The organism is Streptosporangium sp. NPDC000563 (assembly GCF_040299985.1).
Lineage (GTDB): Bacteria > Actinomycetota > Actinomycetes > Streptosporangiales > Streptosporangiaceae > Streptosporangium.
The window spans coordinates 1-15843 of sequence record NZ_JBEPDA010000028.1 but is presented as its reverse complement, the minus strand read 5'-3'; the positions used below and the strand labels follow the sequence as shown (position 1 = coordinate 15843).

General features: G+C 67.1%; 14 protein-coding genes. 7 read left to right on the top strand and 7 right to left on the bottom strand.

Annotation, left to right across the window (positions count from 1 at the left end; all coding sequences use genetic code 11):
- Positions 1–15: 15 nt before the first annotated feature.
- Positions 16–870, bottom strand: a complete 855-nt coding sequence (purU, locus tag ABT352_RS35775) for a formyltetrahydrofolate deformylase (protein ID WP_350949462.1) — start codon at positions 868–870, stop codon at positions 16–18.
- A 294-nt stretch (positions 871–1164) separates the two neighbouring features.
- Here purU and ABT352_RS35770 point away from each other — a divergent pair, with 294 nt between their 5' ends.
- Positions 1165–1677 (top strand): NUDIX hydrolase, encoded by a 513-nt coding sequence (locus ABT352_RS35770; RefSeq protein WP_350949461.1) that lies wholly within the window; start codon positions 1165–1167, stop codon positions 1675–1677.
- A 289-nt stretch (positions 1678–1966) separates the two neighbouring features.
- On the opposite strand, the gene ABT352_RS35765 is transcribed toward ABT352_RS35770, so the two are convergent.
- Positions 1967–2461 (bottom strand): GNAT family N-acetyltransferase, encoded by a 495-nt coding sequence (locus ABT352_RS35765; protein ID WP_350949460.1) that lies wholly within the window; start codon positions 2459–2461, stop codon positions 1967–1969.
- Positions 2458–4029: an NsdA family TPR-like regulatory protein gene (locus tag ABT352_RS35760; RefSeq protein WP_502992929.1), complete on the bottom strand. Its 1572-nt coding sequence runs from the start codon at positions 4027–4029 to the stop codon at positions 2458–2460. Before ABT352_RS35760 ends, ABT352_RS35765 begins: the two co-directional genes overlap by 4 nt.
- Positions 4030–4371: 342 nt before the next feature.
- On the opposite strand from ABT352_RS35760, the gene ABT352_RS35755 reads away from it, so the two are divergent.
- The 4 genes from ABT352_RS35755 (at position 4372) to ABT352_RS35740 (ending at position 8200) form a co-directional block, all read left to right on the top strand.
- Positions 4372–4656, top strand: a complete 285-nt coding sequence (locus ABT352_RS35755) for a hypothetical protein (RefSeq protein WP_350949458.1) — start codon at positions 4372–4374, stop codon at positions 4654–4656.
- 652 nt (positions 4657–5308) lie between these two features.
- Positions 5309–6184: a mechanosensitive ion channel family protein gene (locus tag ABT352_RS35750; protein WP_350949525.1), complete on the top strand. Its 876-nt coding sequence runs from the start codon at positions 5309–5311 to the stop codon at positions 6182–6184.
- A gap of 20 nt (positions 6185–6204) precedes the next feature.
- Positions 6205–6603 (top strand): globin, encoded by a 399-nt coding sequence (locus tag ABT352_RS35745; RefSeq protein WP_350949457.1) that lies wholly within the window; start codon positions 6205–6207, stop codon positions 6601–6603.
- 55 nt (positions 6604–6658) lie between these two features.
- The gene (locus ABT352_RS35740; protein ID WP_350949456.1) at positions 6659–8200 is read left to right on the top strand and encodes a glycoside hydrolase family 13 protein; all 1542 of its coding nucleotides are present in this window, start codon (positions 6659–6661) and stop codon (positions 8198–8200) included.
- 41 nt (positions 8201–8241) lie between these two features.
- Here ABT352_RS35740 and ABT352_RS35735 read toward each other — a convergent pair whose 3' ends face one another.
- The 4 genes from ABT352_RS35735 to ABT352_RS35720 all read right to left on the bottom strand — a co-directional run bounded on the left by ABT352_RS35735 (position 8242) and on the right by ABT352_RS35720 (position 14049).
- Positions 8242–8682: an acyl-CoA thioesterase gene (locus ABT352_RS35735; protein WP_350949455.1), complete on the bottom strand. Its 441-nt coding sequence runs from the start codon at positions 8680–8682 to the stop codon at positions 8242–8244.
- Positions 8683–8841: 159 nt separating this feature from the next.
- Positions 8842–10506: an energy-dependent translational throttle protein EttA gene (gene ettA, locus ABT352_RS35730; protein WP_350949454.1), complete on the bottom strand. Its 1665-nt coding sequence runs from the start codon at positions 10504–10506 to the stop codon at positions 8842–8844.
- Positions 10507–10726: 220 nt separating this feature from the next.
- The gene (locus ABT352_RS35725; protein WP_350949453.1) at positions 10727–12025 is read right to left on the bottom strand and encodes a GGDEF domain-containing protein; all 1299 of its coding nucleotides are present in this window, start codon (positions 12023–12025) and stop codon (positions 10727–10729) included.
- Between the two features lie 680 nt (positions 12026–12705).
- Positions 12706–14049: an NsdA family TPR-like regulatory protein gene (locus ABT352_RS35720; RefSeq protein ID WP_350949452.1), complete on the bottom strand. Its 1344-nt coding sequence runs from the start codon at positions 14047–14049 to the stop codon at positions 12706–12708.
- A gap of 322 nt (positions 14050–14371) precedes the next feature.
- Here ABT352_RS35720 and ABT352_RS35715 point away from each other — a divergent pair, with 322 nt between their 5' ends.
- Together ABT352_RS35715 and ABT352_RS35710 are read left to right on the top strand one after the other, a co-directional pair.
- On the top strand, positions 14372–14899 hold the full coding sequence (locus ABT352_RS35715) for an ATP-binding protein (RefSeq protein ID WP_350949451.1): 528 nt from the start codon (positions 14372–14374) through the stop codon (positions 14897–14899).
- 503 nt (positions 14900–15402) lie between these two features.
- Positions 15403–15843: IS5 family transposase (locus ABT352_RS35710; protein WP_350949450.1), on the top strand; the 441-nt coding region annotated here is incomplete at its 3' end.

Here is a 15843-nt window from a genome sequence, read left to right as displayed (position 1 = left end):
CGGGAGCGGTCGTGGCTAGCGGGGGAAGACGATCGTCTTGTGACCGTCGAGCAGGACGCGCTGCTGGGTGTGCCAGCGGACGGCCCGCGCCAGGGCCTGGCACTCGACGTCACGGCCGATGGCGGCGAGGTCGTCCGCGGAGTGGGTGTGGTTGACCCGGGCGACCTCCTGCTCGATGATCGGGCCCTCGTCAAGGTCGGCGGTCACGTAGTGCGCGGTCGCGCCGATCAGCTTCACGCCGCGGGAGTGCGCCTGGTGGTAGGGCTTGGCGCCCTTGAACGACGGCAGGAACGAGTGGTGAATGTTGATCACATTGCCCGCGAGCTTGACGCAGAGGTCTTCCGACAGCACCTGCATGTAGCGGGCGAGCACCACCAGGTCGGCCCGGTAGTGGTCGACCAGGGTGAGGACCTCCGCCTCCTGTCTGGGCTTGGTCTCGGGGGTGACCGGCAGGTGGTGGTAGTCGATGCCGTACGACTGGGTCAGCGGCCGCAGGTCCGGGTGGTTGGAGACGACCGCGACGATCTCGATGTCGAGCAGGCCCGAGCGCGTCCGGTACAGAAGATCGTTCAGGCAGTGGCCGAACTTGCTCACCATCACCAGCACGCGCGGCTTGACGGAGACGTCGCGCAGCTTGAAATCCATGCCGAACTCGGGGGCGAGCGCGGCGAAGGCCTCGCGCAGCTCGCCGTCGGACAGCGGAGAGGCGAACTGCACCCGCATGAAGAACCGCTCGGCCACGGCGTCACCGAACTGCTGGCTCTCGATGATGTTGCATCCCCGCCCGGCGAGGAGGCCGGAGACCGCGGCCACCACTCCCGGACGGTCCGGGCAGGACAGCGTCAACACAAACTCGGCCCTGGAACTCATGCCTTCACCCTTGAGCTTGAGAGGTCGGATCGTACGGTGCTTCCATCTGACCTGGGCAGGGTACAGCGAATCCTGCCACCGCATCCGGCCGTCCGGCACGTGGCGGGCCACGAGATCCCAAGGCCACCACAGACCCCCGGAACCACCACAACCACGCGATCTCGTTCTGGCCGTCGGAGGACCCGGGATCGGCCGACATCGCCCGGAGTCAGGAAAGCCATCCGGAACCGTCCGAGGCGCTGATCCGCTGGGCGAACGGGGTGCTATCGTCCCCACCCTATGGACCCCCACCCTATGGAGACCCCAGACCCCGCGGACACCCCGGATACCACGGATACCACGGACATCGCGGACATCCCTCAGCCGAACGACAGGCCCGCGACCCGGGTGATCTGTGTGGACGGGGCAGGCCGGGTGCTTCTCATGCACTGGCGCGACCCCGTCGGCGGCCAGACCCTCTGGGAACCGCCGGGCGGCGGGATCGACCCGGGCGAGACCCCCCTGCAGGCCGCGCGGCGCGAACTCACCGAGGAGACGGGGCTGCCGGGCGAGGCGGTGCTGAACCTGTGGGTGCCGGTACGCAGGGAGTTCCGCTGGATCGGGGTCGACTACGCCAAGACGGAGCGGTTCTATCTGGCGAGGTTCGAGGGCACCCCCGAGGTGAGCGCCGGGGCGTTCACTGCCGAGGAGCACATCACCTACCTCGGCTGCGACTGGTTCTCACCGGCGGAGATGGTCGATCTCCCCGGCTCCCTGGAACCCCCCGACCTGCCGGAGGTCGTCTCCCGCCTCACGCTGCTGGGGTGAACCGGTCATCAGCCGGAAAAGGGAACGAACAGCCGGACAAGAAAAGCCCGCGCGGCCCTCGATCTCTCGAATCGGGGGCCGCGACCGTTGGAGGATGATTCTCTCGGTGGGGAAGAATCTCATCCCTTGTGGATGGTGCCGGCAGCGCCACCCAGTCGCGACACGCCGGCTTTGTGGACAATGATCTTTTTCATCGCACTCACCAGGGAATGGCGGTAGGTACAAAAATAATTATTCGGATATTTCCGAAATAGGCAATACCAAACCGAAAGATATCCCTAAATATAGATCACTTAGTTAAAGAGGACATAGCGGCTATTAGGTCTTTTTCTCCGTAAATCACCACACACCCCCCTCGCTCTTCCCGGCGGACCTCGCGCCAGCCGAACTTGCGATAGAGCTCCATCGCCGCGAGTTGATTCATGGTGGTGTCACCGCGAAGACGTACATAACCGAGTTCGGTGGCCCGCGTCTCCAGCGCGAGCACCATCTGGGCACCGAATCCACGACGCTGGAACTCCGGATGGACCCGCATGCGGCACATCTCGGCGGTCTGGTCGTCGACACGACGCAGACCGCCCATCGTGATGACGCGCCCCTCGGGCGTCTCGCCCACGAGGAACTCACCCCGGTCGGCGAGATAGATCTCGTGGATCCTCGGGAAGTCGTCCTCGTAGTAGACGCCGTCTCCCGGCGCGAGACCGACCTGCGCGAGGCAGATCTGGTGAAGCGCCCATACGGACTCCAGGTCGGACCAGCGATAACGCCGAAGCCTCGGCTTCAAGTGCCACTCCTGTCGGTCACCGGATCCTCCGTCGACGTGCCGCGGCTGCGCAGCGACTCCATGTAGGTCTTGAGCTTGGGATGGCCGGGGACCTTCACCTCGACCTGCTTGCCCACCTCGTGGGCGCGTTGCATGAGGATGTCGGGCCGGCAACTCTCGTCGAGGCCCAGGACCGTACGGTGGGCGATCTCCAGCGCCTCGTCCACGTCACCCTCAAGGATCTTGCACTGGGCCCGGTCGAACTTGATGAAGGTCGGGTCGAGCCAGTCGGTCGGGCCGTACTTGGTGAGCGCCTGCTCCAGGATGAGATCGGCCTCCATCGCCTGCCCGAGCTTGACGAGCGCGTCTCCCTGGTGGAAGTAGAGCTGGCGCTCGGTGTAGCCGAAGGTCGAGTCGTCCTGCTCCGTGGCGGACATCTGGGAGAAGGCGGCCCTCGCCCTCGACAGCGCCCGCTTCGCCTGGTCGACCACGTCCTTCTTGCCCGAGCCCGACATCATCGCCAGCGCGCGGGCCTCGACCACCGGGGCCATGACCTGGGCCGCACAGGGCGTCTGCCCGGCCAGGTCCCTGCTCTTCTTGGCGAGGTTGAGGGCCTCGCGCGGGTCGCCGTAGTAGAGGGGGACCAGAGCCTCCCTCGCCGTGACCCACGCCCTCAGCGCCCGGTCGCCGGTCTCGTCCGCCGCGGTCCTGCCCGTCCTGAAGAAGGACCGCGCGAGCCTGTGGTCACCGAGATTGACCATGATCATGCCACTCAGACCGGCGAGTTGCGCCGCCATGCGGCACAGTCGTTCTTGCAGGTCGACCGGCTGGCGCCGCTCCATCGCCTTGCGCACCGCGGCGAATTCGAGCATCACGTCGCACAGCAGCCTGAGCGGGGGGGTGTTCATGTACTGGCGGCCGAAGCCGATGGTGGATTCCTCCCACTGATCGAGCATCGCGGGCGAGACGGTGGCCGAAACCAGCGTGTCGTCCATCCGCCGACGCATGCTTTCCACCGATCCGAGCACCTGCCCGTCCAGCGCGATGCCGCTGCCGGCCAGAAGCTGTAAGAGCGTCCTCCGTAGCACGTTCTCGTCCTCCTCACCCCCGTCCGCGGGAGGATCGGCGCCGATCGGCTGGATCAGCAGCTCACGCGGACCAGGGGAAGTGTCGGGTCTTCCATCCTGGAGATCACCTCGCACGACACCGGGCATCTTGTGGCCGTGACCACAGATGCACGGGCCGTCGTACCCGAGGGAGGGGGGCTCGACCCGGTAGGCGGAGCACAGGTAGTGCAGGTATTCGGGACCGGGCCGCTTCAGCCCGCTCTCGTACGCGGACAGGAGCGTCTCACCGATGCCGGGAGCCGCCTTACCGTCGCGTTCGAACAGCGCCCGTATCTGTTCGATGACGTCCGCGAGAGCGACGCCGTGCGCGAGGCGGTGACCTTTTATCCGAGTGGTCCCGAATTGCGAACTACACTTTTCATATATTTCCTCGGCTATCTGCGCCGAGGACTTCCCGGCCGCCAGGCCACGGGCCCGGACCTGCCTCGCCAACTCTGTCTCCCTGTGCTGCCTGCCGGACATACCGGCCCCTCTCTCGTGACCAGCTGGGCTGGCTGGCACACTGGTCCCGACCGGATCCCCATCTCCCTTGACGCAGTGTGATCTTTTGGTCGCACTGCGCCTACCGAGAATGATGGACCACGTTTGACTCATCCGGAACGCGCTAATAAAGCCGCTGGCTAAGAATCGTCCTCCGAAGGACTGTTTCTTTCAACCCACTTGGCACATCGCCCACCCTGAACAGGGTTTTCCCTGAATTGACCCGTAGGGCCGCTGTGAGTCATCTTTGGCGGGCAGCACCGGAAGCGTGATCGAACGAACACGATTCGGTGCCGGCCATCCGAGAGCACGAGGAGGGACGAGGTGGGTGAAGACGATTTCCAGCACCTTGAGCGGCTGGTGACGGAGCTTGACTGTCGCGGGCTGCACGCCCGCCTGGTGCGGACCCACTCGGGCCGTGCGTTCGTGCGTGTGATCAATCCGAAGGCGACCAGCCTGGCGGAGAACGTCACCTGCAGGGCGCAGGCCACCCCCAGCCAGCGGGACTGGTACTACTGGTGGTCCTGGGGCGAACGAATGCACACGGTGGAGGACCCCGCCGGTGCCGCGACCAAGGTCGCACGCGTACTAGCCGCGGTAGGAGAGTGAGGTGAGCGGCACAACGGGCGTTCATCCGCCCGGTGTGCCGCGCCTACCGCGGCCCGACGGAGCCGGCGGGGTGATCCGGTGCGGAGCGTCTTCGGACGCTGGACACCCCGCCGGCTCCGAATCGTCAGGCCCGCACCCGCGGGCCGCCGTTCCACGAGAACTTCCACGAAGAACGCGGAGGCTCCCCGTGAGCCGAAGCCCACGAACCGCTGCAAAGCACAGGCTGCCGTCCGGTCTCTCGTCCGGGCGGTGAATAGGAGGGATCCCTTTCGGGAACGGCACGGGACACGCTTCCGGGTGCGTGCCCCGTGCCGGGTCACCCCGTCACCGGGGCATCCGGGTCCGCCTCCGCGGCTCCAGACCAGGATGTCCCCGTCTTCCCCGGCGTAATGTGACGGAGGCCGGTTCGATCGGCAAGATGAGTGGGTCATGACTCACTCGGTCAGCCTGTCGATCCGATCCGAAAGGGATCCACTCCGTGTTCCTGCTCTCCCCCACGCCCGTCCCTACTCCCATCCCCAGCGTCACCCCCACTCCCAGCGTCACCCCGACATCCGGGGCGGAGGCCGTCGTTGAGGACCTCCTCGACGCGAGTGCGGGCCTGACAAAAGGGTGCGGAGACGGCGGGGGAGTAATCTGCGACTTTGTGAAGATGCTCATCCCCGCGTCCGTCGACTGGGTGGCCCCCGTGATCGCGTGGCTGATCGCCATCACACTGGTCGTGGCCATCGCGCTCATCCTGCGCAACCTGTCGCACCGGCTGATCGGCCGGATCGTGCGCCGGGCGTCCGCCGAGCGCACCTCTCTGGCGGGACGGCTGCGCGGCAGGGAGACGGTCGCCCCCGAGGGCCTCGACGCGATCGTGGCCGAACGGCGCAGGCAGCGGGCCGAGACCATCGGCTCGGTGCTCAGGCACATCGCCTCGATCATCATCCTGGGCACCGCCGCGCTCACCATCCTCGAACGCCTCTCCATCCCCATCGCCCCCCTGCTGACCAGCGTCGGCATCCTGGGCGTCGCGATCGGCTTCGGCGCCCAGGAGCTCGTCAAGGACTTCATCGCCGGCATGTTCATGCTCCTGGAGGACCAGTACGGCGTGGGTGACGTGATCGACACGGGCACCGCGGTCGGCACCGTGGAGGCGGTCACCCTGCGCATCACCCGCCTGCGCGACAGCGACGGCCGCGTCTGGTACATCCGCAACGGCACGATCACCCGCGTCGGCAACGAGTCCCAGGGCTGGGCGCGCGCCACGGTCGACGTGCCGGTGGCGTACGCCTCGGAGATCCCCGTGGTCCGCGACCTCCTCAAGGAGGTCGCCGACGAGATGTGGAACGAGCCCGCCTTCCGCGACGCCGTCATCGTCGAGGAGCCCCAGGTCTGGGGCATCGAGCAGATCTCCGACACCGCGGTCATCTTCCGGGTCAGCGCCAAGACCCTCCCCTCCCGGCAGGGCGAGGTCGCCCGCGAGCTCCGCCTGCGGATCAAGTTCGCCCTCGACCGCGCCGGCATCACGATCGCCTCCTGACGTCAATTAGGCTGGATGACGTGTCCGCTACCCCCGAGGAATCCCAGTCCTTCTACGACGCCGTTGGCGGTGAGGAGGCCTTCAGGCGTCTGGTGCACCGCTTCTACCAGGGAGTGGTCACCGACCCGATCCTCCTGCCGCTGTACCCCGAGGAAGACCTCGAAGGCGCCGAGGAGCGGCTCAGGCTCTTCCTCATCCAATACTGGGGCGGTCCCAACACGTACGGCATGCAGCGGGGCCACCCCCGGCTGCGGATGCGGCACAACCCGTTCGTCATCCGCTCGGCCGAGCGCGACGCCTGGCTCCGCCACATGCACGACGCGGTGGTCTCCCTGCAGCTCCCCGACGAGCTGGAGAAACGCCTCTGGGACTATCTCGTGTACGCGGCGCACAGCATGGTAAACACCCCCGACGTATAAACCACCGTAAGGTCGGGGTCTGCCACGCATAAACCCCACCGGCCTGGGGCAACCCATGCACATGGAAACCCCCTGGTGGCGTGATGCCGTCGTCTACGAGATCTACGTTCGCAGCTTCGCCGACGCCTCCGGAGACGGCGTCGGCGATCTGCCCGGCATCCGGCAGCGCCTGCCGTATCTCGCCGAGCTCGGCGTGGACGCGATCTGGTTGACCCCCTTCTACCGCTCCCCCATGGCCGACGGCGGTTACGACGTGGCCGACTACCGCGACGTCGACCCGCTCTTCGGCACGCTCTCCGACTTCGACGAACTCGTCTCCGAGGCGCACCGGCTCGGGCTGCGGGTGATCGTCGACATCGTCCCGAACCACAGCTCCTCCGCCCACGAGTGGTTCCAGGCCGCCCTGCGAGGCGAGGGGCGCGACCGCTACATCTTCCAGGACGGCGGGGAGTCCCCTCCGAACAACTGGCAGTCGACCTTCAGCGGCCCCGCCTGGAGCAAGTCTCCCGACGGACAGTGGTATCTCCACCTCTTCGCCCCCGAACAGCCCGACTTCAACTGGCGCAATCCCGAGGTCCACTCCGAGTTCCTCGACGTGCTGCGGTTCTGGCTCGACCGCGGGGTGGACGGGTTCAGGATCGACGTCGCGATGGGCCTGTACAAGGCCGAAGGGCTGCCGGACACCCCGCCGGAGGACCAGGCGTTCAAGGCCGAGTCGCCGATCTGGGGGCGGCCCGAGGTGCACGAGGTCTACCGCGACTGGCGCAAGGTCCTCGACTCCTACGAGGGCGAGCGGATGGCGATCGGCGAGGTCTGGACCGACTCCGCCGATGATCTCGCCCTGTACGTCCGCCCCGACGAGCTGCACCAGAGCTTCAACTTCGCCTGGCTGGAAGCGCCCTGGTCAGGGCCCGCGTTCAAGAAGATCATCGATGACACGCTCGCCGCGGTGACCGCCCCCACCTGGGTCCTTTCGAACCACGACGTGATCCGCCACGTGACCCGGTACGGCGACGGCCTCGCCAACTCCACGACGGGCCTCGCCCGTGCCCGCGCGGCCCTGCTCGCGATGCTCGCCCTGCCGGGATCGGCATATCTCTACCAGGGGGAGGAACTCGGCCTCCCCGAGGTGAAGGATCTTCCCCCGGAGGCCCGCCAGGACCCGATCTTCGCCCGCTCCAAGGGCGAGCTGGCCGGCCGCGACGGCTGCCGGGTCCCCATCCCCTGGTCCGGTGCGGCCGAGCCCTACGGCTTCTCCCCCGACGGAACACGGCCCTGGCTGCCACAGCCGGTCGAGTGGGCCGCGCTCTCCGCCGAGCGCCAGTCGAACGACCCGGGCTCGACGCTCCACTTCTATCAGGAGGCCCTGCGCGCCCGCCGCGAGCTGCGCGGCACGCTGCCGGACGAGATCACCTGGCTGGACTCCCCCGAGGACGCCCTCATCTTCAGCCGGGGTCCGCTCACCTGCGTCGTCAACTGCGGTTCCGAGCCGGTGCAACTGCCTCCGCACGACCGTGTCCTGATCGGCAGCGCCCCGGTGGAAGGTCACCTTCTCCTGCCGGACACCGCGGCCTGGCTGCACACTCCCGAGGCCTGAAAGACCGCCTGCCACCGGCGGACGCCCGGTGGCAGGCGCCCTCAGCCCGTGACGAACCTGTCCAGGTAGGCGAGTTCGTCCTGGTTCAGCCGTCGGGGGGAGGCCTTCTCCACGTCGTAGGCCACGATCACCGAGCGGGCCCTGACGAAGATCTCCTCGTCGTCGCGGATCTCGTACACGAGGGTGAACCGCACCGGCCGGATCTCCGTCACCCATGACTCCACCCGGACCGGATCGGGGCGGAAGGTGAGGGGCCGCACATAGTCGACCTCGTGTCTGGCGATCACGAGCCCATTGAAGGGCTCGCGGCCCTCACGCCGGGGATCGACATGGAACAGCGCGAGCCGCGCGTCCTCCAGGTAGTCGAGAAACCGTACGTTGTTGACGTGTCCCAGCGAGTCGATGTCGGCGAACCTCACGGCCCTGGGGAACACATGCCGGTGGCCACGGCCGACGCCGTCCACGATGCTCTGTCCAAACACACCCGAAACCGTAGCGGGCCCCGACGCGCCGGCTTACGGCGGTACGTCGGAAGCCCGTCGGCACGGCGACACCGCATCCGTCGCGGGCGGGCCCGCGCCAGGTGCGACACCCCTGCCCGGAGACCGGCCGGTCTGCGGGCCGGCCTCCGGGAAAGGGGATCAGTCGCGGGTGAGCTTGCGGTAGGTGACCCGGTGCGGCCTGGCCGCGTCGGCACCCAGGCGCTCGATCTTGTTCTTCTCGTAGTCGGCGAAGTTGCCCTCGAACCAGAACCAGTTCGAGCCCTCTTCCCAGGCGAGGATGTGGGTCGCGATGCGGTCGAGGAACCACCGGTCGTGCGAGGTGATGACCGCGCAACCGGGGAATTCCAGCAACGCGTTCTCCAGGCTGGAGAGCGTCTCGGTGTCGAGGTCGTTGGTGGGCTCGTCGAGCAGCAGCACGTTGCCGCCCTGCTTGAGGGTGAGCGCCAGGTTGAGCCGGTTGCGCTCTCCGCCGGACAGGATGCCCGACTTCTTCTGCTGGTCAGGGCCCTTGAACCCGAACGCGGCGATGTAGGCGCGGGACGGCATCTCGACCTGGCCGACCTTGATGTAGTCGAGCCCGTCGGAGACGACCTCCCAGACGTTCTTGGAAGGGTCGATCCCGCCCCTGCTCTGGTCGGCGTAAGAGATCTTGACCGTGTCGCCGATCACGATCTCGCCGCTGTCGGGCGTCTCACTGCCGGTGATCATCCGGAACAGGGTGGTCTTTCCCACACCGTTCGGGCCGATCACACCGACGATGCCGTTACGCGGGAGGTCGAAGGAGAGGCTCTCCATCAGGACCCGCTCCTCGAAGCCCTTGGTGAGCTTCTCGGCCCGGATCACCGTGGTCCCCAGGCGCGGGCCCGGCGGGATCTGGATCTCCTCGAAGTCGAGCTTGCGGTGCTTGTCGGCCTCGGCGGCCATCTCCTCGTAGCGCTGCAGACGCGCCCGGCTCTTGGTCTGGCGGGCCCTGGCGTTGGAGCGGACCCACTCCAGCTCCTCCTCCAGGCGCTTCTTGCGCTTGGCGTCTTTTTGGCCCTCAAGCTTGAGCCGCGCCGCCTTCGCCTCCAGGTAGGTGGAGTAGTTGCCCTCGTAGGGGTGGCAGCGGCCCCGGTCGAGCTCCAGGATCCAGGTGGCCACGTTGTCCAGGAAGTAGCGGTCGTGGGTGACGGCCAGAACGGTGCCCGGGTATTTCTCCAGGTGGGATTCGAGCCACTGGACACTCTCGGCGTCGAGGTGGTTGGTGGGCTCGTCGAGCAGCAGCAGGTCGGGCTGCTCCAGAAGCAGCTTGCACAGGGCGACCCTGCGGCGCTCTCCACCGGAGAGCTGGGTGACCTCGGCGTCCGGCGGAGGACAGCGAAGGGCGTCCATCGCCTGCTCCAGCTGGCTGTCGAGATCCCAGCCGTTGCGGTGGTCGAGGGCGTCCTGAAGCTTGCCCATCTCGTTGAGCAGATCGTCGCTGTAGTCGGTGGCCATCAGCTCGGCGATCTCGTTGAAGCGGTCGAGCATCGCCTTGGTCTCGGCGACACCCTCTTCGACGTTGCCGAGGACGGTCTTGGATTCGTTGAGGGGGGGCTCCTGCTGAAGCATGCCGACGGTGAAGCCGGGCATGAGCCGGGCGTCGCCGTTGGACGGCTGCTCCAGGCCCGCCATCATCTTCAGCAGCGTCGACTTCCCGGTGCCGTTGGGGCCCAGGACACCGATCTTGGCGCCCGGCAGGAACGACAGCGTCACGTCGTCGAGGACGACCTTGTCACCGTGCGCCTTGCGCACGCGCTGCAGCGTGTAGATGTACTCCGGCATGCCTTTTAGTTTAGGGCCTGGGGAGTTCAGCTATGGGCGGCCCTGGACAGGGGCCGTTGGGGATTCCGCCCTGAACGAAGGCCGATTCGGCTGAGGGCGCCCCCGGAGGAAGGCCGGTTCAGCCGGGAGCGGCCCCTGATGGAGCCCGAGAAGTTCAGCCGGGATGATTTCTGCCAGGACCCCGATCCGGTCGAGGGCGGCCCCCCGGACAGGGCGTGGTTCAGCCGGGAGCGGCCTCGGATCCGGGCCTGCGGGCCGGGGGCACGATGGTGGCCGACAGGCAGATCTGGTCGCGGCCGAGCTCCTTGGCCCGGTAAAGCGCGAGGTCGGCCGCCGCGAGCAGCTCGATCAGGTCGTCCCCGTGCACACTCATGATCGCGACACCGACCGAGATGGTCACAGTGATCATGTTGTCGTCGGCCGGGACGGCCATCCGCCCCACCCGTAGGCGCAGCCGCTCCGCGACCCTGCGCGCCTCGGTCACGTCGGCCCTGGGCAGCAGGACGACGAACTCCTCACCGCCGAACCGGCCCACCACGTCGTAGTCACGCAGCTGGCTGCGGATGGTGTCGGCCACCCCGACGAGGACCTGATCGCCGATCAGGTGACCGTAGGTGTCGTTCACCTTCTTGAAGTGGTCGATGTCGACGATCAGCAACGCGAGCGTCTCCCCGGTGCGCCGAGCCCTGACGATCTCGGTGTCGGCCTCCCGCTGCCAGGCCGCGGCGTTCAGCAGGCCGGTCTTGAGGTCGGTGCGGGCCGCCGCCTGGAGCTGGGCGTGCAGCAGGCTGCGCTGGAGCAGCACGACCGGGGGCAGCGCGAGGACCAGCAGGGCCGGGTTGAGCCCGCAGGTGATGGAGACGAGGACACCGAGGCAGAGCTCGACGAAGTCAAGAAGCAGGCTCTCCCGGTTCCACAGGACCTCCCGCCAGCGGCTCTCGGGGTCGGCGGTGTGCGCGGCGACGGCGATCAGCGCGGTGTTGATCACTGTGAATAAGATCGCGCAGCCGATGGCGACGAGGATCGGCCACCCTTCACCCCTGGTCAGCGCCCCCAGGTCGCCGACCACGGCGTGAAAAACCAGCGAGGCCGCGCATCCGGCCAGTCCGATCGCCGCCGAACTGACGACCCGCCGGTAGACCACCGTCGCGCGCACCCGCTTCTGCAGCAGGAACTGGAGCGGGATGGGCGCCAGAAGCGCGTAGATCGGCGGGAGGAGCAGGGCGGCGGGTAACCACCAGGCGGACAGCAGATCACGGTAGACGCCCGCGGGCATGCCGAGTCTCCGGGTCGCCTCGATGCACACGGCCCCGCACATCATCAACGCGGTGAACGTCAGCACATCGGACCAGCGGAAAACACCGGAAATCGAGAAGAACACGATCGCGGCGAGATCCAGCGCTACTATCCCGCAGAGGTAGCCGACCAGCGGACGACGCTGCCCCAGCAGGGGCCATCGATCGACCAAAGGCGTCATGCCGTCGCGTGGTTTGACCGGTGAGTGACTGGGAGCCACCATGTCGTCCCCCTCTCCGACTAACGATGTGTAACACAATAGTTGCGGAGTGTGCGACGCGCGATGGCAACCGCTACCTTTGGCGGAGTGAGTCAGCCCACCGGCCGGCTCACGACTTGGAAACCGCTCGCTCGCGAGCGGGCCGTGGTGGGAAAGGAGCAAGCCATGCTGCGGGGCGTGACCTGGACCTAACAGGTGTCTTGAGCATCTGACACGGGCAAGACCATCGGCCGGTTATCTCGGCGTCACCGCGCAGTCACGGCGAGACCCCGACCGCGCCCGGCCGGTGCCCCCTCACCTCGCCCGCACCCAGGCTCTCTCCGTGTTCCATCCGAGCCTGCTGCCCCCCACCAGACACCCCGCTCACTCGAACCTTCTTGGATCCCCCCTCTCTCCCTTCGTTGAATCCTGCAGCGCCTCCCCTCCCTTTCATGGCTTCGTGGCCCGATCACGACCGTTCGACGTCCGGCATCGTCATCCGGTGCCCGGACACGCAGGTCGTGGGATCGAAAACGAACCGTAGAGGGGGAAGGCGCCAAGAGGGCGCTTCCCCCTCAACGTCGAAGAGCTGTCAAGAGAGTCGTCTCCGAGAGAACGTTCGGCCGGTTCCGCGGCGATGGCTCCGCCAGGGCCGCGGAGGTCGACTCAGGTGACGACGGCGACGCGTCGAGATCCGGGCACGGTCACCCGGTCAGGGGGGACAGTCTCTGGTCGAGGTCGCTCCTGCGGGTGTCGTCGGGCAGGCGATCGCGAACGGCGAGCAGCTTGCCGACGTTGCGCTTGGAGGGGGCCTGCTCGATCAGCGGAACCGCCTGGTGGAGCAGGTCAGCGGCCTGATCGGCGTTACCGAGGTCATTCTGGACGTGGGCATGCTTGGCCAGGTAACCGACGTAGTCTCTGCGCCGGGTCGGGGCGTACCCGTTTCTGGCCCTGTCCAGATGGAGCTCCGCGCGTCGCGGGTCGCCCAGGTCGAGCTGGCAGGTGGCGACATGGTTGTGGAATTCCCCCTCGTCGAACCATCGGATCCATCGGGGGTCGTTCGCGCTGGTACCGCGCCCGAACTGGGTGTCGGCGATACCCAGAAAGCGATGAGCCTCAGCCTTTTCGCCGACACTCGCGTGGGCCCACGCCAGGCGCATGGCCAGCACGCTGGCGATACGCGGTGTGACCTTTCCGGCGCCCTCGTAGGCGGCACGGGCAAGGGTCAAGGAACCGGGAAAGTCCCCTACATCCCTGCATTGCAGAGCCATCGACTTGAGGATGTCCGCCCCTACGGCGCGGTCACCGGCTGCCTGCGCGGAATGGACGGCAGCGACCCAGTATCGCTGAGCCGCGGAATGCAATCCCGTGTCGAAGGAGGCGAAACCCGCCAATTGCCCGAGCTCTGCGGCCAGTGTGTGAAGACGCCGGGCGATGGCCTCGCTGTAGGAGGACTTCTCCAGCACCCCGGTGACCATGCCGAGCTCGGCGTCGAGCAGCTTGCGGACGTACTGCCCACCGTGGCTGCCCTGCAGCGTATGCAGACGAGGCAGGCTCGCCTCGATCTGCTCAACGAACTCCTCGCCGATCTGGCCTCCGCCCAGCACAGAGGTGAGCCGGGCCGGTTCGACGTTGAGCCAGTCGGTCGCGAACGCGGTCAGGCTCATTCCGGTCAGCCGTACGAAACCTCGCCGGTCCATCATCGCCTTCTCCAATGCGTGGTTGAGAGCGAGCCGACTGCCCGTCTGGTCCCAGGAGAAGTCGACTCGGATGGGGTCGCCGACTGGCAGCCAGCCGGGCCAGGGCCGGGCGTGGACGGTCTCCGGGGAGACGCCGAGCTCGGCGGCGAGAGCGAGTTGGGTGTCACGGTCGGGCACGACCCCCCAGTGCTCCCAGCGCCATGCCTTCTCCCTCCTTCGCGCCATGTTCCCGACACGTCGGGCGATGACGGTCACCAGGTCCTGGTAGGTCCAGCCGCGCTCGGCGCGGACATAACTCAACGGATGGACGAAGACCTCTCCGGGCTGCATAGAGACTGGTCCGGACATTCGCCACTCCCCTTTCTCCGACTGTAAATCTGATTAATCCACCCGGACAGGCCACGAGAGGCTTCCCCTGATGGGGGGACAACCCCGGACGACGAGATCTGCCTGTTCGAGAGGGGTGCGAGCAGGTTTTCTTGAGCCCGTCTGGTTCGTTCCGCTCTCACAACACTACGCTCCGCAGTCATCTCATTACAACAGATAATCAGGGCAAGAATTTCATGAAAGCCCTAATGAGCAGCGCTCCATCCCGCGATAGTCGACTTTCCCAAAACCGGTTTCCAACCACCGATGAAACGTCTCCACATCCCACCCGTTAGGAGCGACGATGCTCATCGAGCACGTGCCCGTCCCGGACCCCGACGGGCACGGCAGACTCCCCAACCGCTTCCGGATGACCGCCTGGTGCCTGCCTCCCGGCAACGCGGCCCGCCGTGCCCGGGAGTTGTTCCGCGACCAGTTGACCAAACAGCTCCCGGACCCCGACGTGCTCGACGACCTGGAGATCGTCGTCTCCGAACTCGTCACCAACGCCACCCGCTACGCCCCCGCCCCCTACGAACTACGCCTCCTGCACGACCACAACCTGCCCGTCCGCGCCGAGGTCGTCGACGCCGGAGCGGGCACCACCCTCATCGACCACCTCCTGCGCCGCCCACCGGCCGTCCCCGAACACCTCGACGACCTCGAACTCGGCGGCCGGGGCCTGCGCATCGTCACCGAACTCACCCACGGCCACTGCGGCACCCAGTGGACCCGCCTGTGCGGCACCGGCCAACTCGGCACCGCCGTCTGGTTCGACCTACCGACCGAGCGATACCGGCTCGACCTCACCTCCCAGCAACACCATCCCTGACCTCCCCCACCTCCGGGCAGCCAGGATCGTCCCCCGATCCCCCTGACCCCGGAGCCGGTCCACGCCCACCACTCCCCCACACCGGACGTGGACCGCACCCAGAGGCCGGCGTCCACGGACCCGACCCCACCCCCGTCCGTGACGCCGGCCTCCCCACCCTGTACCTGCACCACGAAGAAAAAAGCAATGGCCTCCGTGGTCATCCAGCAAACGCCCCCTCTCTCATCGCGGCACGGCTCGATCCTCGCCACTGACAACTGCACCTCAGGATCCTGGCCTGGCTGGTGGTTCGAGCGGAATCGCGTGTTGGAGAAGCAGAAATTCATCGTTACGGTCATCAACACCCAGAATCAGGGAATTAACTACACTTAGCCGCCCATGGTCACCACCTGCGAACCCGACGAGTCGCTCGTGCCGGACTGGGAGGCGCCCTAGGAGCTGTTCAGAGTTCGGATCTTGGCGGGGCCCGGTGGAGGGCTGGTCGTGGCTGGTAGAACTCGGACGTGGCGCGTTTTGATGTGACAGATGCCGAGTGGGCGTTGATCGAGCCGTGTCTGCCGGTGGCGGCTTCCGGGCCGCTTCCTCGGCGGGTGCGTGATCAGTTCAACGGGATCTTGTGGCGGTTTCGCACCGGGTCGGGCTGGCGTGATGTGCCGGAGCGGTATGGGCCGTGGTCCACGATCTACTCCCGGTTCAACGGCTGGGCCAAGGCCGGGGTGTTCCAAGGGCTGATGCAAGCGCTGATCGCCGAGGCCGCCTTGCGCGGGCAGGTCGGGCTGGAGGTGGTCAGCGTGGACTCCACGATCGTGCGGGCGCATCAGGAGTCGGCCGGGCTGGCGGTGGCCGGGGAGACCCTGGATGCGCTGGAACAGGCGCTGACCGAGGAAAAGGGGGCTCCGCTGGCCCAGCAGCCGCCGGTGTTGCGGGTGATGCGCCGCAGGTCA